Origin of the sequence: Psychrobacter sp. HII-4, assembly GCF_904846595.1 — a bacterium.
Lineage (GTDB): Bacteria > Pseudomonadota > Gammaproteobacteria > Pseudomonadales > Moraxellaceae > Psychrobacter > Psychrobacter celer.
This window is the reverse complement of sequence record NZ_CAJHBJ010000001.1, coordinates 160,200-179,745: the sequence shown is the minus strand read 5'-3', so window position 1 is coordinate 179,745 and position 19,546 is coordinate 160,200. Positions and strand designations below refer to the sequence as shown.

20 protein-coding genes are annotated in these 19,546 nt (G+C 46.9%); 17 read left to right on the top strand and 3 right to left on the bottom strand.

What is annotated here, in order from left to right:
- Positions 1–80 precede the first annotated feature (80 nt).
- The 8 genes from htpG (at position 81) to JMX98_RS00745 (ending at position 7,616) form a co-directional block, all read left to right on the top strand.
- The gene (gene htpG / locus JMX98_RS00780; RefSeq protein WP_201583738.1) at positions 81–2,060 is read left to right on the top strand and encodes a molecular chaperone HtpG; all 1,980 of its coding nucleotides are present in this window, start codon (positions 81–83) and stop codon (positions 2,058–2,060) included.
- A gap of 397 nt (positions 2,061–2,457) precedes the next feature.
- Positions 2,458–3,927 (top strand): C13 family peptidase, encoded by a 1,470-nt coding sequence (locus JMX98_RS00775; RefSeq protein WP_227679912.1) that lies wholly within the window; start codon positions 2,458–2,460, stop codon positions 3,925–3,927.
- A gap of 94 nt (positions 3,928–4,021) precedes the next feature.
- Entirely contained in the window at positions 4,022–4,912 is an 891-nt protein-coding gene (gene fghA / locus JMX98_RS00770; RefSeq protein WP_201583736.1) for an S-formylglutathione hydrolase, read from the top strand.
- A 265-nt stretch (positions 4,913–5,177) separates the two neighbouring features.
- Positions 5,178–5,432, top strand: a complete 255-nt coding sequence (locus JMX98_RS14270; RefSeq protein ID WP_227679952.1) for a TIGR03643 family protein — start codon at positions 5,178–5,180, stop codon at positions 5,430–5,432.
- A 69-nt stretch (positions 5,433–5,501) separates the two neighbouring features.
- Entirely contained in the window at positions 5,502–6,194 is a 693-nt protein-coding gene (rpe, locus tag JMX98_RS00760) for a ribulose-phosphate 3-epimerase (RefSeq protein ID WP_105244043.1), read from the top strand.
- Between the two features lie 66 nt (positions 6,195–6,260).
- Entirely contained in the window at positions 6,261–6,620 is a 360-nt protein-coding gene (locus JMX98_RS00755) for a hypothetical protein (RefSeq protein WP_227679910.1), read from the top strand.
- A gap of 172 nt (positions 6,621–6,792) precedes the next feature.
- Positions 6,793–7,104 (top strand): hypothetical protein, encoded by a 312-nt coding sequence (locus JMX98_RS00750; RefSeq protein WP_201583726.1) that lies wholly within the window; start codon positions 6,793–6,795, stop codon positions 7,102–7,104.
- Between the two features lie 200 nt (positions 7,105–7,304).
- Positions 7,305–7,616, top strand: a complete 312-nt coding sequence (locus JMX98_RS00745) for a hypothetical protein (protein ID WP_192996055.1) — start codon at positions 7,305–7,307, stop codon at positions 7,614–7,616.
- A gap of 177 nt (positions 7,617–7,793) precedes the next feature.
- Here JMX98_RS00745 and rpmG read toward each other — a convergent pair whose 3' ends face one another.
- On the bottom strand, positions 7,794–7,949 hold the full coding sequence (gene rpmG, locus JMX98_RS00740) for a 50S ribosomal protein L33 (protein ID WP_075100487.1): 156 nt from the start codon (positions 7,947–7,949) through the stop codon (positions 7,794–7,796).
- A gap of 38 nt (positions 7,950–7,987) precedes the next feature.
- Positions 7,988–8,224, bottom strand: coding sequence for a 50S ribosomal protein L28 (gene rpmB, locus JMX98_RS00735; protein WP_075100488.1), 237 nt, complete (start codon positions 8,222–8,224; stop codon positions 7,988–7,990).
- Between the two features lie 486 nt (positions 8,225–8,710).
- Between rpmB and JMX98_RS00730 the strand changes: the two genes are divergently transcribed.
- Positions 8,711–10,762, top strand: coding sequence for a hypothetical protein (locus JMX98_RS00730; protein ID WP_201583724.1), 2,052 nt, complete (start codon positions 8,711–8,713; stop codon positions 10,760–10,762).
- Between the two features lie 197 nt (positions 10,763–10,959).
- A complete protein-coding gene (purU, locus tag JMX98_RS00725; RefSeq protein WP_227679908.1) occupies positions 10,960–11,889 on the top strand; it encodes a formyltetrahydrofolate deformylase in 930 nt (309 codons plus the stop codon).
- Between the two features lie 108 nt (positions 11,890–11,997).
- Here purU and JMX98_RS00720 read toward each other — a convergent pair whose 3' ends face one another.
- Entirely contained in the window at positions 11,998–12,789 is a 792-nt protein-coding gene (locus tag JMX98_RS00720) for an inner membrane protein YpjD (protein ID WP_201583722.1), read from the bottom strand.
- Positions 12,790–13,186: 397 nt separating this feature from the next.
- On the opposite strand from JMX98_RS00720, the gene ffh reads away from it, so the two are divergent.
- The 7 genes from ffh to JMX98_RS00685 all read left to right on the top strand — a co-directional run bounded on the left by ffh (position 13,187) and on the right by JMX98_RS00685 (position 19,486).
- Positions 13,187–14,725, top strand: a complete 1,539-nt coding sequence (ffh, locus tag JMX98_RS00715) for a signal recognition particle protein (RefSeq protein WP_201583708.1) — start codon at positions 13,187–13,189, stop codon at positions 14,723–14,725.
- A 239-nt stretch (positions 14,726–14,964) separates the two neighbouring features.
- Positions 14,965–15,663 carry a tRNA (adenosine(37)-N6)-threonylcarbamoyltransferase complex dimerization subunit type 1 TsaB gene (gene tsaB / locus JMX98_RS00710; RefSeq protein ID WP_201584087.1) on the top strand — a complete coding sequence of 233 codons (699 nt, stop codon included), beginning with the start codon at positions 14,965–14,967 and terminating at the stop codon, positions 15,661–15,663.
- An 81-nt stretch (positions 15,664–15,744) separates the two neighbouring features.
- Positions 15,745–16,587, top strand: coding sequence for an undecaprenyl-diphosphate phosphatase (locus tag JMX98_RS00705; RefSeq protein ID WP_201583705.1), 843 nt, complete (start codon positions 15,745–15,747; stop codon positions 16,585–16,587).
- A 51-nt stretch (positions 16,588–16,638) separates the two neighbouring features.
- Positions 16,639–17,532: a class I SAM-dependent methyltransferase gene (locus JMX98_RS00700; protein WP_201583702.1), complete on the top strand. Its 894-nt coding sequence runs from the start codon at positions 16,639–16,641 to the stop codon at positions 17,530–17,532.
- 77 nt (positions 17,533–17,609) lie between these two features.
- Positions 17,610–17,849, top strand: coding sequence for a hypothetical protein (locus tag JMX98_RS00695; RefSeq protein ID WP_201583699.1), 240 nt, complete (start codon positions 17,610–17,612; stop codon positions 17,847–17,849).
- A gap of 58 nt (positions 17,850–17,907) precedes the next feature.
- Positions 17,908–18,825, top strand: coding sequence for a 4-hydroxybenzoate octaprenyltransferase (gene ubiA / locus JMX98_RS00690; protein WP_201583696.1), 918 nt, complete (start codon positions 17,908–17,910; stop codon positions 18,823–18,825).
- Positions 18,818–19,486, top strand: a complete 669-nt coding sequence (locus tag JMX98_RS00685) for a DUF4112 domain-containing protein (RefSeq protein ID WP_201583694.1) — start codon at positions 18,818–18,820, stop codon at positions 19,484–19,486. Before ubiA ends, JMX98_RS00685 begins: the two co-directional genes overlap by 8 nt.
- The last annotated feature ends 60 nt before the right edge of the window (positions 19,487–19,546 follow it).

Genomic DNA, 19,546 nt, shown 5'->3' with positions numbered 1-19,546 from the left:
ATGCCATACTGTTAGTATTGGAAATTTGTGATTCACCGCTGCTGATGACAGCATCTTTGGTATGAATAATAGGAGTTTTTATGAGTGAGCAGACCCAAGTGGACAATCAAAGTTCCGCTGATGTAAAAAAACACAGTTTTGAAGCAGAAGTCGCCCAGCTACTGCACTTGGTGACCCATTCGCTATATTCTAATGCCGATATTTTCGTTCGTGAGCTGGTCTCTAACGCCTCGGACGCTTGTGATAAGTTGCGCTTTGAAGCCACCAACGATGACAGCCTTTATGAAGACGACGGCGAGCTTAAAATTCGCATCGATGTCGACACCGAGGCCAAAACCATCAGCTTTATCGATAATGGTATCGGTATGAATGAAGCCGATGCCATCGAAAACCTAGGTACCATCGCCAAATCAGGCACCAAAGCTTTCTTAGATAAGCTGTCTGAGTCGCAAAAACAAGACGGTCAGCTGATCGGTCAGTTTGGGGTGGGTTTTTATTCAGGGTTTATCGTGGCCGACACCATCACCGTTGAGTCGCGCAAAGCTGGTAAGCCTGCCAATCAAGGCGTCCGCTGGGTATCTGATGGCACGGGAAGCTTTACGGTTGAGACCATCACAAAAGACACTCGTGGCACCCGTATCACGCTGCACTTAAAAGAAGAATACAGTGAAGGTGAAGACAACTACCTAGACCGCGGAAAGATCAAGCGTCTGGTCAACAAATACTCAGATCACATCAGCTTGCCGATTCAGATGCGTAAAGAAGTTTGGCAAGAAGATGTCAAAGAGGAAGGTGCGGACGAAAATGATAGTAGCGACGTACCAGCCGGCGGCCAGATGGTCTTGACTGATGAATGGGAAACCATCAACAAAGCCAGTGCGCTGTGGACACGCTCAGCATCTGAAATCGAAGATGATGAATATGTCGATTTTTATAAAAACATCACTTATGACATGGACGATCCGCTCACATGGACACACAACCGTGTCGAAGGCCGCGTGCAGTACACCCAGCTGTTATATATTCCTAAAAAAGCGCCAATGGATCTGTACACACGCGAGCAGCAGCATGGGCTAAAGCTGTATGTCAAACGCGTCTTTATCATGGATGACGCAGAGCAGCTACTACCGATGTATCTGCGCTTTGTCAAAGGGGTGATCGACTCTGCTGACTTACCACTGAACGTCAGCCGTGAGCTGTTGCAAGAGTCACGCGATGTAAAATCTATCCGTGATGGTAACGCGCGCCGCATACTGACTTTGCTGGCAAGCCTTGCCAACAGCGAGGACAGCGACAAGCAAGAAAAATTTGCGCAGTTCTATAGCGAGTTTGGCGATGTCATCAAAGAAGGCCTAGGCGAGGACATGGGCAACCAAGCGCGTATTGCCAAGTTGCTGCGCTATGCCACCAGCACTAATGACAAGGTCGAGACCAGCTTTGAGGACTATAAAGCGCGTATGAAAGATGGGCAAAAAGCCATCTACTATCTCACCGCAGACAACCTCGCTGCTGCCAAAAACAGCCCGCAGCTTGAGCTGTTTAAGAAAAAAGGCATCGAAGTGATCTTGATGACCAGCCGTGTTGATGAGTGGGCGATGAACTTCTTGACCCAGTTTGATGACACGCCGCTACAAAACATCGCCAAAGGTGCGGTAGATTTGGGCGATTTGCAAGACGAAGAAGAAAAAGCGGAAGCGGAAAAGGCGCAAGAGGCCATGAAGCCAGTCGTTGACAAACTAAAAACGACCCTAGGCGCACGTGCTAAAGACGTACGCGTATCGAACCGCTTAGTCGATAGTCCTGCGATACTCGTTACTGCAGAGGGTGAGCTGTCACCGCAGATGATTCAGATGCTCAAGCAAATGGGTCAAGAAGTGCCAGAGACGCAGCCTATCTTGGAGGTCAACCCAGAGCATCCGCTGATTAAAAAGTTAGAGTCCAGCGAGCAGTTCGACGACCTTGCTCAAGTGATCTTTGATCAAGCGCTGCTGGCAGATGGTGGTCAACTTGACGACCCAGCCGCGTATCTAAAGCGCGTCAACGAGCTATTGATGAAGTAAACACGACTAATATCAGTGACTAATAAAGGAGGTCTTGTACTCAAGGCCTCTTTTTTTATATGTTTTTAGGTAAATATAGCCGAATTTTACAAATCAGCCTTATCCTCTTAGGCGACAATCCGTTACAATCGCGATAGATTAGCGCGCTAAGCTGTTTGGCTGGGTTTTTTATTTTTAACCCTGTTTTATCGTCAATTAGGGATAAAACTGCTGTCGGTACACCGTACAAACATTAGGGCGTGTTGAACATTCAACTGTGGCACTGACAGTGTCTATTTGTGAATGTTCAACACGCCCTAGATAAAGTATATAAAATGGTCTATTAAAAAACGCCGACAGTAAAGCGTGTTATCCTTGATTTGCGTTATTTCTCTCGACTGGCTAGAGGTCTAAGTCTTTGTCACTTGCGTCGTTAAAAACCGTATCGCTTCAGCGTTTTTCGCTCAATTTCGCGGCCAATATCATTGCAACCTTATGGATGCTAGTAGGCTCAACGCGGGCGTTTTCTTGGGTCAAGCCTACGTTTATACAGTTTGCTGTTTTTGCGCTATTGGCGCTGGGCAGTAATGTGCTGTTTTCGTGGCTGGCAGCCGAAAATGGCAGCGTGTTTAATGAGCAAGGACTGGTCAGCTATCTTATTTGGCCGATGATTATTTTGCTCGGTGGTATCATCTTGGCACGGCGAGCGAGCAATCAAGCCTTGGTGTTTGTGCCCGTGATACTATGGCTGGTCGCGGATACGTTATCGGCGCTGCTACAAAGCTTGGTACAGTTTTTGGGCAGTCACGGCTGGCTACCTGACTGGAGCTATTCGTTTTTACCTATTTTATTTTTGCTGCTTTTTTTATGGCAGACATTGGCACTGCTTTGGATATTTTCGCGGCGTCTGCGTATTCCGTGGTGGGAGCGTATCCTTGTGCTGCTCGGTGCGGTGGCACTTTTGACTATCTGGCAGCGTAACGTCGCTGATCAGCCCATATTTAAACAAATCCCTATCGAGCCTGTGCTAGAGGAGGCGGCGCTCTACAAGCAGCCGCGTTTGCTCCAAAACGCTCTAAACAGTATCGATCCGGGTATCACAGGCAAAACCGACTGGTATTTTATGGGTGTGGCGGGGTTTTCTGAGCAAAATGTATTTCGCTCGGAGATCAATAAAGTCCGTGAGCTGTTTGATGTGCGGTTTGGTACCAGTGGTCGCTCGCTTGCTTTGATTAATAATACTTATAGCTGGCTAGATGAGCCAGTGGCGACCAAGACCAGTATCTTGCGCGGGCTAAAAAAAATTGGCCAACAGATGAATACTGATGAAGATGTGCTGTTTATGACGCTTTCATCACACGGCACCGAAGACCTGATGCAATTGGCCAACCCGCCGCTCGCCATGGAAAACCTCGATGCGGCATGGCTGCGTGAGGCACTGGATGCGTCTGGTATTCGCTGGCGAGTGATTGTGCTCTCGGCTTGTTACTCAGGCTCGTTTATCGACGAGCTGGCGTCGCCGACTACAGTGGTGATTACGGCCTCAGCTGCTGACAAGATGTCGTTTGGTTGTACCAACACCGCTGAGATGACTTACTTTGGGCAGGCATTTTTTGCCGAGAGCTTGCGTAGCAATACCAGCTTTGCGGCGGCCTTTAAAGACGCAAGGCGGCGGGTTAGTGAGCGCGAAAACCTGATGGGCTTTGAGCCCTCTGAGCCGCAAATGGCCATCGGTAGTCTAATGGAGACGGCGCTGCCAGCCTTTGAGCAAGTGCTGTTTGATAAAACGCGGCCGCCAGTGGCACGCATTACAGAGAGGGTTGGCATCGATACCGCACCTAAAAACGCTGCCCGTCCAGCAGTCGCCGCTATTGATGAGATACGTTGATCTTATCAATATAAAACAGCATGACCCATGTATTCTCTCGTTAAGCGTCATATATTTGACCAGTATTTTATCTTAAATAGAAAGGATCTGACTTATGAATAACTCCTATCATCATAGCCTCTCTGCCAGCTCACAGCTCACGCAGCTTAGTGTCAATCGCTGTTTTGATGGCGAGCAGCACTATTATAGCCATCAATCGACAGCGACAAAGACTGCGATGACGTTTAGTATCTACTTGCCAGATGAGGCGCTTGCAGGTCGCCGCTGTCCAGCTGTTTTATATTTATCAGGTTTGACGTGTAATGCCGATAACGTCACGCACAAAGCGCATTTTCAACAAAAATGCAGCGAGCTTGGGATGATATTTATCGCGCCAGACACCTCTCCTCGTAGTAGCGACGATATTGATGTGGCAGATGATGAGCGTTATTTTGTCGGGCAGGGCGCCAGCTACTATGTCGATGCTGCGCAGGCACCGTGGTCCGAGCATTTTAATATGCAAAGTTATATCGTAGATGAGCTATATGACTTACTGCGCTCAGAGTTTCCTATCGATAGCATCGGTGTGACAGGGCACTCGATGGGTGGTCATGGGGCACTGCTATTGGGGTTTAAATTCCCGAGTAAGTTTGTCAGCGTATCAGCGCTGTCGCCAGTATGCGCCGCCAGCGAGTCGGCATGGGGCGAGGCTGCTTTTACAGAGTACTTTGGTGATGATAAAGCGCAGTGGGCGCAAGCAGATGCAGCAAAAACGATAGAAAAAGTCGGTCAGCAGTATACAAGTATTTTGGTCGATCAAGGCGCGGCGGACAATTTTTTGGCAGACGGCCAATTACAGACCAATAAGTTGCTTGACGCTTGTGAAAAAGCCAAACAGCCCTTAACATTACGTTATCAAGCAGGGCATGACCATAGCTATTACTTTATCCAAACTTTTATTAATGATCATATCGAGTACCATTGGCGTATGGCGCAGTTTGGCTAGTGGCTTGTTTGTCCCGAGCTGTTTTTTGTGCGTAGGCTTTCATATAGGTGCTGTACGGTAGATTGCTTATGTTTATTAAGGTTAAAATATGATGGCAAGTTATCAAGATATTATGACTTCCAGGCCTGCTATATCGCAGGCCGCTTGTGCCTCATCCTCGCTTACCATCATGCGCGCTGATATGATTGCCGCCTTACAAAACAAGCAACGTGGTAAGCGGGCGTCAACTGAGCCGCAGCCCTGTCCTCAGCATACAGATAGTAGTCTGAGCGTGCTAGATGAGGCGCAGATATCACGCGTAATAGAGATGGCGTGGGAGGATAGGACGCCATTTTCAGCGATAGAGCATGGTTATGGTCTAAATGAGTCAGCAGTTATTAAGCTGATGCGTCACACGCTAAAACCGTCGTCTTTTCGCCTATGGCGTCGGCGTGTCAGCTGCCGTGCTACCAAACATGACGCCAAACGCTCCTTTAGCGTAGGACGCGCTTATTGCAAAACGCAATATAAGCCGCGTTAGCTGTGGTTTTTAGCCTTGTTATTTCTAGCCTTGTTATTTTTGTACAATCATCAATCAGGTAGTTTATTTATGAGCAGTCCTTCTAAGCCTTATCTTATTGCGCCTTCTATCTTATCGGCTGACTTTGCCAGACTTGGTGAAGAGGTCGAAAAGGTATTAGAGGCTGGTGCTGATGTCATTCATTTTGATGTCATGGACAATCACTACGTACCCAACTTAACGTTTGGTAGCATGATCTGTAAAGCGCTACGTGATTATGGCATCGATGCCCCTATCGATGTGCATCTGATGGTGTCACCTGTCGATGGTATGATTGAGCAATTTTTGGACGCAGGAGCCAGCATCATTACCTTTCATCCAGAAGCCAGCGCGCATATCGACCGCTCTTTGCAGCTGATCAAAGATGGCGGCGCTGAGTGCGGTTTGGTATTAAACCCAGCAACGCCCTTACATTACTTAGACTACGTGATGGATAAGGTCGATCAAATCCTGCTAATGAGTGTCAACCCAGGGTTTGGCGGTCAGTCGTTTATCGACAGTACGCTGGGCAAGGTGCGTGAGGTGCGTCAGCGCATCATCACCAGTGGCCGTGATATCAGGCTTGAAGTGGATGGCGGCGTCAAGGCCAGCAATATCCGTGCGATCGCTGAAGCGGGCGCTGATATGTTTGTCGCAGGCTCGGCGATATTTAATCAGCCAGATTATAAAGCTGCAATCGACGCCATGCGTGCAGAGCTGGCATTGGCCAACGCGAGTGCATAGCTGAGATGGGGCACGGCTCACGGCTGCTGTGAGCGTAAGCGCCCTATAAAAGTAAAAAGGTGACATATGAACACAAACAAACCGCCACACGCATCGGTGCCGCCTGATTCTGTAAATAGCCGTGTGCCGCGACAGCGCAGCTTGGTGCCTAAAGGTATTACCATTGGTCTTGCTGTATTTGCGCTTGTACTCAGCTTAGCCGGTTATGGCTTTCGGCTGATGCTCGGTGAGGATGTAGAGACGGTGCTGCGCCATGCAGCGGTCATCGTCCCAGCCTTTGTGCTGGGTATTCCGCTGTTTTTTTGGCTGAGTTCGCGCCTGCTCAACAAAGTCAAAGGCATGAATATCGAAACTCGTAATGCCTTAACGCTTGGCTGGCTGACCGCGTGCGTGGCTATGCTGTGGCTGATGGGGACTTATAGTTAAGTTGTTATATGCCTCGCTATACTGCACAAACTAAGGGGTTTTGCGTATCGTACATATCAAATACCCTGTTATGAGGACAGGTTAGTGTGTATGAGCGCAATTCACCCTTTTGTGACTGCTTACTTTTCATTCATAAATACGTCACGCTGTTTGGGCGTGACTGGACGCTTGCATGTCAAAACCTTCTGATAAAATCTTCGATCTTATTTTTCCCAAAGACTTACCCAACAGTTTGTTTGTCATCCTGATAGTGGCTTGTCTGCTGCTTGGGCTGTCATCCTTACGTCATGGCACCGATTTGCAAAGCTGGCTCAATGTCATCGAAAACTGGCTACTGATGCTGCTGATATTTCCTACGGCGACAGCGACTGTTGCCTTGCCGTTTAAATACCGTGACCCATCGCTTGAGCTCAAGCTCATGTATTATCTGGGTATGTTTGTCGCTTTCTTATTTACCTTAGCAAAACTGCGCTACTGGCGCTGATCGGCGCATGTGCTGGCGCAAATACTTGACACAAAAGCGGACTCTAGAATAGAAGACTTACGTGACAGCCCTTGAATTTCAGGGCCAAAGCGTCCATTGTATGCATAAGACAGTTTTACCCGTATTAATTAGCGTAATCACGTGGCCAGACGCGACGTATTTTGCCAGTACTTCATCACGGGACAATAAGGAACACATGAATGCCATACGACATCGATAATGAGATAGAAGTAGATAACGAGAATAGCGATCAATTCGCAGGATTTGGAAGAGAAACCACGCTTGAGCTGGTAGAGGCCGATGATGGGCGACTGCTACTACGTGATGCTGAGCAAAATGAAGCACCGCTCATGACCATTGATTTTTCTGAAAAACTCAAAGACATTCTCGGCAGTGATACGCAGGCGATAGGTCAGCATATGATTCATGCTGCCATTCAGGTGATCATGCAAAAACAAATGAGCCAGTGGCACGCCCATGTCTATGACAAAGAGCCGGCGCACTATAGCTAGTTGGCTGGTGTACTGCACTAAGCTGGCCGATGTACTATAGACAGATAGTCAGCTGAAAACCTACGGCCAAAGCGCCATGCGAGTGACAGTAGAAAAAAGTAGCAGATAAAACAGATAAAAAAAGGGCTTATCAATCGATAAGCCCTTTTTTGTATTCAAATAATCAGCATTGCCGTATTATTTGATTTTTGCTTCTTTAAAGATCACGTGCTGGCGGACTTTAGGATCATATTTTTTGATCTCCATTTTGCCAGGCATCGTGCGCTTGTTTTTGGTCGTGGTGTAATAATAGCCAGTACCAGCAGTCGATACTAATTTGATTTTATCTCTCATGATAGCTTTCCTTTAGATGGTGGTGATAAGCGCGTGGCTTAAACTTTTTGACCTTGTGCGCGCAAATCTGCTAACACTTTATCAATACCAACTTTGTCGATGATGCGCATACCTTTGGTAGACACACGTAGACGTACAAAACGGTTTTCTGACTCTACCCAAAAACGATGGTTGTGAAGGTTTGGTAGAAAGCGACGACGGGTTTTGTTGTTTGCGTGCGAAACATTATTACCCACCATAGGGCGCTTTCCAGTCACTTGGCAAACTCGAGACATGGCGAACTCCTAATCTATGAGGCATGAGGGATTCTCATACCAGTCTGGGCAAGTTGCGCGTTTTTGCGGCATGGACACAGCAAGCGGCAGCTTTGCACCAAACAAAACTATATGAAGGTTGAGCTGATATGACTGTTACTAAAGGCAAATAACAGACCCACCAATTCAGAAAATTTTAAAGCCGACATTTATACCATAAAACAGATGAATACTCAAATATTTTTATGATTATCGTCGGTCTAAAGGGTAGCTATTATACCCTGAAATGAGCTGTCTATGTTGTTGATTATTTAATAGTAAAACTTCATTTTTTAGTTGTAAGTTATAACAAAAGTCAGTAAAGTTGCTGTTATATATTTAATACAATCTGTTAATACAACCAACCTTACTGTAATTCTATGTATCATTATCAGTCTGTCATGGTTCTAGACAATGATATTTTGCTTATTTGCGCGAATAAATTACTGCCGATGCGGAGTTCCAAATATGTCATATAGTTCACGTCCACTTTCTTCTAAGTTGTTTCAACTGACAGCGCTAACTTTAGCACTTACATTGGCTGGCTGTGGCGGCGGTGATGGTACAGATGTGGTTGCACCAACGCCTGATATTGGTGTTCAACCAGATGGTAGTGGCAACACAGATAATGCGATTCGAGCAGTAAATGTCTCGCCAATCACGTTGACAGACTCCAGCGGTAGTCCGACGCGTATTATAACGTCGACAGGTGCAACAGCTAGCGTGAAGATTACAGATGCAGAAAACAAACCTATTAGTAGTGCATTGGTTACCTTTAATACCGATGCGCCAATGTCCTCTGTTAAGTTCGCTAACACCAATGGCACAGTACTGACCAATGCTAATGGTATTGCTACAATGAAACTGTCAGCTATATCTGCTACGGATACTGGTAGTTATGTACTGACGGCAACAGCTAACTATAATGACACAGAGCGCCAAGGTGCATCGTATTTTTACTCACTACAAGAAGCCAATTTGATATTTGATAAAGTAAAAGTAGACGAAAACACCTTGCCTTATGGTGGTAGTACAGATATTACAGGGCTGGTAAAAGATTCAGCTAACCTAGAGTCACAACGTGGAATAGAGATTGGGTTTGAAGCGTCATGTGGATCAGTGAGTGATACGATGACTAATATCTTAGGCTTTAGAACCACTTATAATGCTGAAACATGTGAAGGGCCACAAACCGTCGTTGCAACCATAAAAGAAAATAATACCAGTATTCGCTTACCAATTACAGTTAACCAGAGCACTAATCTTGGCGCATTAAGTATTAAATGTATTTCAGGAGATACTTCTGAATTTCCAGACTCATCAGCAGATGGATCAGGAAGCGAAGAGTGTAAAAATCCAGTAGTGCTAGGTGCTATTGGAAAAAGCTCTCGACCATCACAGCGTACGATTGAGTTTGTAGTCAGTAAGGGTGACCAAGCCTTTGCCTATGAAAATGTCAAGGTTGAGCTATTGAACGCACCAAACGACTTTAGCTTTGGTAGTATGTCAAATCGCGCTCCAAAAACATACAAAACAGACAGTGCTGGTGTGATTAGAGTTCCTTTATATGCGGGTACTGAAACAACAAAAGTAGAAGGTACTATTAAAGATACTATTAAGGTTCGAGCTACTTTAATTAGTCGTCCAGATGTTACCGCAGAGTTTGGTAAAATATCAGTAGTCAGTGATGATGAATCAACAAGTAGCTTAAAAATAACTCCGGAAAAAAATGTATTAGCAGCTACATCAACTGATGATAAAGGTAAGATAACAGAGTTAGATGGCTCGACTAAGCTTACTGCAACACTGCCATCTGAGCCAGCCAATGATACTACTATACGCTTTATAGCTGAAGGTGGTACGTTATCTAATAATACATGCACAATAGAAAGAGGTAATAAAACTTGCGATGTAACTTTATCGACAAAAGGTGTGTTACCTAATGACCGCCGAGTAACGGTTTTAGCTTACTCAGGAGTAGGCAATGGGACTAGTGGCAAGTATGTATTCTTAGATGAAAACGAAAATGGTAAGCGTGACAATGGTGAGTTTGGTTTAGATGGAAGTGATGAGTATATTTATCAACAAACTATTATTGGTTTTGCTGATACTACGCCAACATTTAGTAAAACAATGGAAGGTGCGGTACTAGCATCTAGTGGTAATGGTACATCACAGTATCAATTCCAAATGTTTGGTACAAATAAGCAAAACAAAAATATTTCTATGCCATCAGGTACGACTATTAGTGTAAATGCTTTAGATGGTACGAATAACGGTAAGCGTTGTAAGGTTGAAGTCGCAAGTAGAGGCAAGGTTGATAATGAACTTACCGTACCTAATGATATTGATTTATATGCTCCCGAAGTACCAAAACCTACAAACCAAACACAGAATGATAGCGATAAAACCTATGTCATTCGTACTCAGCAATGTGCTAAGGGTGATAAGGTGAGCTTAATCGTTACCACACCAGCGCCAAACCGGAAAGTTACTACTAAAGAGCTCGAGTTTAAGTAGTAAATAACACTGCGTATAGAAACCCACTTATAGGCTATATTCCTTAAGTGGGTTTTTGCATTTATAATCTTAATAACCAAATACAAGCAACTCAATCAGCAAAGTTTTGCAAAATCTATTAAAATAGCCGATTTGCTATGCCATTAGAATACTTTTAACTGATGGCAGGCTACGTTTCATTTTTAATTGGGCGCACTATGTCAGACAATACCACGACAGCTACAGCAAGCATAAAGTCGAGCAAAACTTCTCAAAATGTACTATCTACTGATGTTATTGATACCGCGACGCTACTCATTAAGTGCCGCGACCAAGCGGGCATTGTCCAAGCGGTATCTGAATTTATTCATCGCTATGGCGCGAACATCATCACCTTGGATCAGTACTCCACCGCGCATGAGGGCGGGCAGTACTTTATGCGTTTAGAGTTTGCTTTGGCAGGCTTGAGCGAAATTATGGATAACTTTGAGGCCAGTTTTGCGCATACGGTTGCTAAGCGCCACAACATGACGTGGCGGCTACACAACAATGCCATCAAGACCAAGGTCGGTATCTTGGTGTCAAAGTTCGATCATGCATTATTGGACTTATTATGGCGTCATCAGCGCGGCTTGCTCGATTGTGATATTACGTGTGTGGTCAGCAACCATCCTGACCTGCGCCAAGCGGTAGAAAACTTTGGCATCACTTTTCATCATGTACCCGTGACCAAAGACAACAAAGCAGAGGCCGAAGAGCAGATTCATACGCTGATGGCAGGCAATGACTTATTGGTATTGGCGCGTTATATGCAGATATTGTCGTCCGATTTTGTCAAACGCTGGCCGATGCAGGTGATTAATATCCATCACTCATTTTTACCAGCGTTTGTCGGTGCCGATCCGTATCGTCAGGCTTATGACAAAGGTGTCAAATTGATTGGCGCAACAGCGCACTATGTCACCGCTGAGCTCGATCAAGGGCCTATCATTGAGCAAGACGTACATCGCGTCACCCATCGTCAGGGTGTGGCGGAGCTGCGCGCTATTGGCCGTGATATCGAGCGCAATGTCTTGGCACGTGCAGTCAACTGGCATGTACAAAACCGCGTGATTGTAGCGGGTAATAAAACCGTGGTGTTTAATTAAGGTATTTAATTAAATAGTGCTGAAATCACTGTAAGTCAGTAAAAAGGCCGCCAGTCATCTTCTATCATGACTGGCGGCCTTTTTATGTTTGCTGCTTGAAAATACCAACTATAGCAGCATCTCTAATACAAACTTGCTACCAACAAAGCCAATGGCCAGTAGGATAAAAGCATAAATGGTGATGTTGGCCGCACGTTTGCCGCGCCAGCCTGCGCGCCAATGACCGAATAATAAGCCACCAAACAACAACCAAGACAGCAGGCTAAACACGGTCTTGTGGACGATATGCTGCGCCATCAAGTCCTGTACGTAAATAAAGCCAATCCCCAGCGCGATACTCAGCAAGACAAAGCCAACTAAGAGCATATCAAACAATAAGCTCTCCATACTTTGTAGAGATGGCAGCTTATTGACCCAAAATCGGTGGATGGTTTTGTGCTTAAGCTCACGAATTTGTAGGCGTAAAAACAGTGCTTGCACCGCCGCCATCAAGAGCACACAATAGGCCGCCAGCGACAGTAAAATATGGGTCTCAAGCCCGAGGCTGATATCGGTAATGGGCTGATAGGGCGCGCGGCCGATATAGCCGATGGTCATGCCTGCCAGCGCGGTCGGCGCCGCCAAGATGCCGAGACTGACAATCGGACGATACAGGCTAAACAGCACATAAAAACACAAGAAAAATAAGCTGATCAGGCTGATGACGTTAAATAAATTAAAATTTAGGCCATACAACGTCACCACAGATGGATAAAGTAGCGCGGCATGCGCGGCCATCCCAAGCAGCAATAAGCCTAGACTGCGGCCTTTGTAGATAGGTTTATCAGCAATCAGCGCCCAACCGATGTAAACGCTGACCGCTATATAAGTCAGGCTAGCGAGTAAGAATGCAAAGTGCACAGATATAAAACCTCATCTCATACTGAGCGCAACATGACCGCTCAATGTATCACCAAAGTGGTATTATCGGAATGATTAGAATAATCCTCCAATTTATCATAAAATGGGTGGCAATTGAGCACCATCTTACTTATTCTTGATAAATGCTTGGTGGCCGCATTATCCGTAGCAAGAGGGTTTAAACCCCTGCAAAACGACCATAAGTACCGTGTCGTCTTAATGGTATAGTAAGGATTATCTGCTGTTTTTTGTGGCCATCTCATAAGGGCTTGTGCCAAAAGCATCCCTTAATATGTTCAGACACCCTGATATTATTGATAAATCGGTTAACTGGTTTACTAAGCGCTGATTTAACGAACAACTATTTTAACTGTATTATTTTAACTGAGAGTTATTTATGTTTGATACCTTAACAGAACGCTTATCGTCGAGCCTACGTAATATCGTAGGATCTGGACAACTGACTGAAGACAATATCAAAGACACGCTGCGCGAAGTGCGTATGGCATTACTAGAGGCTGACGTGGCGCTACCTGTCACCCGCGACTTTGTCAAACGTGTCAAAGAGCAGGCACTGGGTGCTGAGGTGCTAAAAGAGCTGGCACCGGGCCAAGCCTTTGTCAAAATCGTCCATGACGAGCTGACCGAAATGATGGGCAGTGCCAACCAGCAACTAGAGATGACAGGTAAGCCGCCAGTCGTTTACTTGCTCGCCGGTCTACAAGGCGCGGGTAAAACCACCACTGCCGGTAAACTTGCCAAATACCTACAAGAGCGACAAAAGAAAAAAGTCATGCTGGTCTCAGCCGACGTCTATCGTCCAGCCGCGATTAAGCAGCTTGAGCAAGTCGCTGGGCAAGTGAATGCTAAATTTGTCAATTCAAGTGTCGATGAAAATCCTATCGATATTGCCCGCCGCGCTATCGAAGAAGCCAAAATCCAATACCAAGATATCTTGATCATCGATACCGCGGGTCGTTTGCACATTGACGACACCATGATGGATGAGATCAAGGCATTAACGGCTGCGGTCAATCCATCTGAGACGCTGTTCGTCGTCGATGCGATGACAGGTCAAGATGCCGCCAACACTGCTAAAGCCTTTAATGATGCGTTACCGCTGACAGGCGTTATCCTCACCAAGACCGATGGTGATGCGCGCGGCGGTGCGGCGTTGTCTGTACGTGCCATCACAGGCAAGCCGATTAAGTTTTTGGGTCGCGGCGAAAAGCTGGACGCCTTAGAGCTCTTTCATCCTGAGCGTATCGCCCAGCGTATCCTCGGTATGGGTGATGTACTGAGTCTGGTCGAAGAAGTCGAACAAAAAATCGACCGTGATAAAGCCGAAAAAATGGCGAAAAAGATACAAAAGGGCGGTGACTTCGACCTTGAGGATCTGTTGACACAGTTTCAGCAAATGAAGAGCATGGGCGGCATGGCAGGCTTTTTGGACAAGATGCCAGGTATGGGCGGCTCAGACATACAAAAAGCGGTCGAGGACGCCAAGCCTGAAGAAAAAGTACGTGAAATGGAGGCGTTGATTAACTCTATGACGCCGTTTGAGCGTAAAAACCCAGATAAGATCAACCCAAGCCGCAAGCGCCGTATTGCCGCAGGCTCTGGGCGTGAAATTCAAGACGTCAACCGTTTGCTAAAGCAGCACAAACAAATGGCAAAAATGATGAAAATGATCTCAAAGCCAGAAGGCATCAGTAAAATGATGAAGTCGATGCAAGGCTTGATGGGCGGCGGCGGATCTGGCGGCGGTCCACTGTTTGGCGGTGGTCAGCAAGGCGGCGCTAAAGACGTGAATCCTGCACAGATGGCAAAGCAAATGGGGCTAGATCCAAACAATATGCCGAGCACCGAAGAGATGCAAAAGCAGATGCAAGAGCTACAAAACCAAGCGCCCAAAAAGTTCAAAACGCGCTTTTAAGCCTTAATTGGCAGGCATGGTCGTCAGTATTATAAATACGGCAAGTATAACGACCATCAAAGAGACCTCAAAGCTGTGACGGCTTTGGGGTCTTTTATGTTTGCCAAGCGTGGGTTGGTACTGATAAAGAAAGTATGAAAAACGTAGAAATTCATAAAACTTGCCTATCCTAAATGCTATGATAGGCGCTGATTTATTAGGGCATAAGTTTTGTGCCGAGCGACAAAATTGAGGTTGTGATGTTTTTAGCAATGGATACCGTGTTTGATCAGTGTTCGATCGCCGTTTTAGATGCCAGTGGACAGGTATTGTCCGCTCATACAGAGAGCGGCAAACGTCAGCAAACCCAGCAAATCTTGCCGATGATTGATGCCGCCTTGTTGGAGGCCAATCTAAAGCTTGCGGATATACAAGCATTAATATTTAACCGTGGCCCTGGCGCGTTTAGCGGCATACGTATCAATACCGCCGTGGTGCAAGCGTTGTCTGTGGCGTATGATTTGCCTTGCGTGGGTGTTTCAAGCCTGCAGGCCATTGCCCAGTGCGCGTATCAGCAGTATGGTGTGACAGAGGTTTATAGCGCTCTTGATGCGCGGATGCAGCAAGTATATTTTGGTCACTATAAGATAGAGCAGACCGAAGAGACAGCCGCCATTATGCAGCCAGTGTCGACGGCGAATGAAGACAGCACAGAGCAGCTGCTCGATTATGACAGTCAGACGACGCTGAATTTACCTATCGCTGGTAACGGCTCGGTATTACTCAAACCACAAGAGGAGCAGGTGTGTCATGATGACGTCTGGCCGAATGCCGTGGTGATAGGGCAGATTGGTATCGCCCAATTTATGCATACTGGCGGTACCGATGCGGCACATGCGCTACCAAAGTATCTGCGCAACCAAGCATGGAAAACCCTCAAAGAGCAAGGCAAGGCTTAAGTGCGGCTAGCCGTATAGACGATAACAACACCGCAAACATTATACTCAGTTACCTGTCAATCTGGGTTTAGGAATACCACCGTGGATATCATTTTATTAATTCAAGCTGTCATCATGGGTATCGTTGAAGGTATCACTGAGTTTTTGCCCATCTCTAGTACCGGCTATATGATTTTGTCAGCCGATGTCATGGGGTTTTGGAGCAAAGACAAAGTTGATTTGTTTGTGGTGGTGGTGCAGCTTGGTGCGATTTTGGCGGTCATTTATGACTACTGGGGAAGGCTCTGGCAAGCGTTTATGGGTCTGCTGACTGGCAAGGCCGCTGGCATGAGCAACCCACGGCAGCTGGGGCTGAGTCTGATTGTCGCCACCATTCCGGTGATGCTGGTGGGCTTTACCTTTGCCGATGAGATTAAGACTTATCTGTTTAATCCGATCACAGTCGCCATCATGCTTATCATCGGTGGTCTGCTGATTTTTTATGTCGAAAAACGCCCTAAGGCCGTCATTGCGTGTGAGGCCGAAGACGTCAGTCTAAAGACAGCACTGATGATAGGGTTGTTTCAATGTCTGGCTCTCATTCCAGGAACCTCTCGCTCAGGGGCGACCATCATTGGTGCGCTTTGGCTTGGCGTCTCGCGCAAGGCTTCGGCAGAGTTTTCTTTCTTTTTAGGTATCCCAGTGATTGTTGGTGCAGGCTTGCTTGATTTAGCGAAGCATCATGAGGTACTGGCTAGCAGTGAAGATTGGCTGGTATTAGCGATAGGCACGGTCGTGTCCTTTATCGTCGCGCTGCTTTGTATTCGCTGGCTGGTCGCTTGGGTCAGTCGCCGTGATTTTACGATTTTTGCATGGCTACGGATTATTACAGGAGTCATCGTACTGTTGGCGTCTTGGCTATTTGGCTATCAAATGGCAGGCTAAATGTGCGCGATGATTTGTGGTTATACAGGCAATAAATAGAGAGAAATAGTCATGAGCGCGCCGCGACCAGCAGTTAACCCTCCTAATGTGCAAAGTTACTGTCACCTGTTTTATATCAGCGATAGCCAGCAAGCACAGATTGAGCGCTTGCAAGCCTTGATAGTACAGCACCAGCTGCCCATTGTCTTAAATACTGAGCGATTGCACGATAAGCTCACTCAAAAACGTCGCCAGCAGTTAAGCCAAACTTCCAGCGTACCTATTTTAGTATTGGATAAAAAAGACAAGCTATCGTGGCTGAGCGATGGGCTAAGCGTGGCGCCAGAATGGGACAAATTGCAGCGCCGCGTGGTCAGTGCAGGACGCAAATCTGAGCTATTGCTGCAAGCAGCGAAGGTCACAGCGGACAGCCGCGTTATCGATGCCACGGCGGGTTTTGGTCATGACAGTTTGATATTGGCCAGCACCGGTGCTCAAGTCACCATGCTTGAGCAGCAGCCGTTGATGGCATTGCTATTGTTGGTAGAGCAGCAGCGGATGAGTGCACAGCCCAATTGGCAAAAGCTGATGAGCCGTCTACACATTATCAACACCGATGCGCTCAGCTACTTTGCCACCTTACCAGCTGATATGACAGGTGCGACTAAAGCCGTCGATGTGGTCTATCTAGATCCGATGTTTCCAGAAGACAGCTACCAAGACAGCAAGACCGGCAAAGGCGCAAAAGTCGGCAAGCACATGCAAGCCTTGCACCAGTTGGCAAGCCCGCCGACACTGGACGAAGAGCGCCAACTGCTACAACATGCGCAAGCTATCGTTGGAAATAGTGACAAACAAGGCCGCGTGGTGGTAAAACGGCCGCAGCTTGCACCGTCACTTGCCAATCAACAGCCCAATGAGAGTTGGCATAACGAAGCGGTGCGCTTTGATGGTTACTTTGTGTGATAGACGTTTTGTTATTAGGATGAATGGACTCAGTTAATCCGCTTGAGTGTTTAGAGTTAATGGATATAGGAGCCGGAATGTCAACGTTAGTCATATGGATCATGGGCGCGGGCCTACTGTTATACAACATCGTGCTACGCACACAGATACTGCAACTAAAAGCACGATTACGTGAGCAAACAGGCACACAAGCTTATTTGGCCTGCCTACGTCAGCATGCTGCCAAAGGTGACATCGCGGCTATAAAAGCCCTACGCGAAAAATATCCTGAGCTGTCGCTGATCGAAGCCAATAAATTATGGCAGCAGATCCAGTAAATTTATCCGAGCACACAAGCTGACTACCTAACTTTTTATTGATGATAATTAAAATACCATGACATTTTCAGACAAAATACATGCCTACCTGCAATTGACCCGTTTTGATAAACCAGTCGGTATAGAGCTGCTACTTTGGCCGACGCTGTGGGGCGTGATGCTGGCGGCGATGGGTGAGGCGCAGCAGCAAGGCATGGTGGCCGGCTTGCCCAGCCTAAAAGTATTTGTATTATTTGCGCTCGGGGCGATTTTTATGCGGGCGGCAGGCTGTGCGATTAATGACTTTGCCGATCGTAAGGTCGACGGTCATGTGTCTCGTACCAAAGGCCGACCATTAGCAGATGGCCGCTTGTCTGCCAAAGAAGCCATCGCAGCTTTTGTGATACTTGTCTTACTCAGTGCCAGTTTGCTATTTTTCTTACCCATTGCCGTTTTTTATTGGTCACTTGGTGCTGTCGTATTGGCGTTTATTTACCCCTTTATGAAGCGCTATACCCATTTGCCGCAAGTGTTTTTGGCCGCCGCGTTTGGCTGGGCGATACCGATGGCGTATGTCGCGATACAAGGTGCGCCTGACATCTGGTGTTGGCTGTTGTTTATCGCTTATATGTGCTGGACGGTAGCATACGATACCCAGTATGCCATGGCAGATCGTGAGGACGATTTAAAAATTGGGGTTAAATCCACAGCGATACTCTTTGGCCGCTATGATGTCGTTATCATCTCGCTGCTACAGATGCTATTTTTGCTCATTATGGGTGTGGTGATGTGGCATTATTTTGCACCGACGTCGCTTGGCATCACGCCAGTATTTGGCCTAGCGGTGGTGGCGATGATGTTTGCTAAGCAAAACAGCGCCTGTGCCACTCGCAATGCGCAGGCTTGCTTTCAAGCATTCTTAGCCAATATCTGGGTCGGGCGCTATGTCTTTGCACTTATCGCAATTGCGTGTCTATGGACGACTTTTAATGGATAAACTTAACAAGCTCTCAAAGTCAAAAGCGAGAAAAAGGGTAGAACCCAACGGCCCAAGCGTCGACTATCAAGCCAGATTGGCTGAGCAGGGACTGACGCGCGCGCAGGTCATCGCCACCGAGCGTAAACTGGCCAAATTTGCCAACACCATGGACGCATTGGTGCGGGTGCCATTTACCAAGCAAGGCATGGGCGCTGATGCCGCACTGTCAACCATTCCGCTGGCAGGGGATTTGGCGGGGCTGGCGTTGACCAGCTATGCCTTTATATTAGGTCGTCAGCTAGGCGTGCCGGCACATAAGATGACGCCTGCAGTGAGACTGGCGCTGATCGATATGGTGGTCGGTATCGTCCCTGGTATCGGCACATTGCTGGATATCTTTATACGTCCCAGCCGCAAGACCTTGGGCATCGTCCATGAGCATCTACACGATGAATATGGCATCACCGAAACCATGCATATGGATCGGCCGTTTTTGCATCAATCGTTAGAAGACAAGCAGCGGCAGAGTGCGATTTGGCGTAATCCTATTGTGGCTTGGGTGTATCTGCACATTCCTGATATTATCGGCCTTATCGTCATCGCGATGATCGCGTGGGGGCTGTGGGTGCTTATGAGTTGGTTGGTCGAGGTATTTGGCAAGACAACGGGTTTTGGCTAAAAATAAGCAATAAAAAAGGCGGCACACGTTATGGTCGTGTGCCGCCTTTTTTATTGCTTA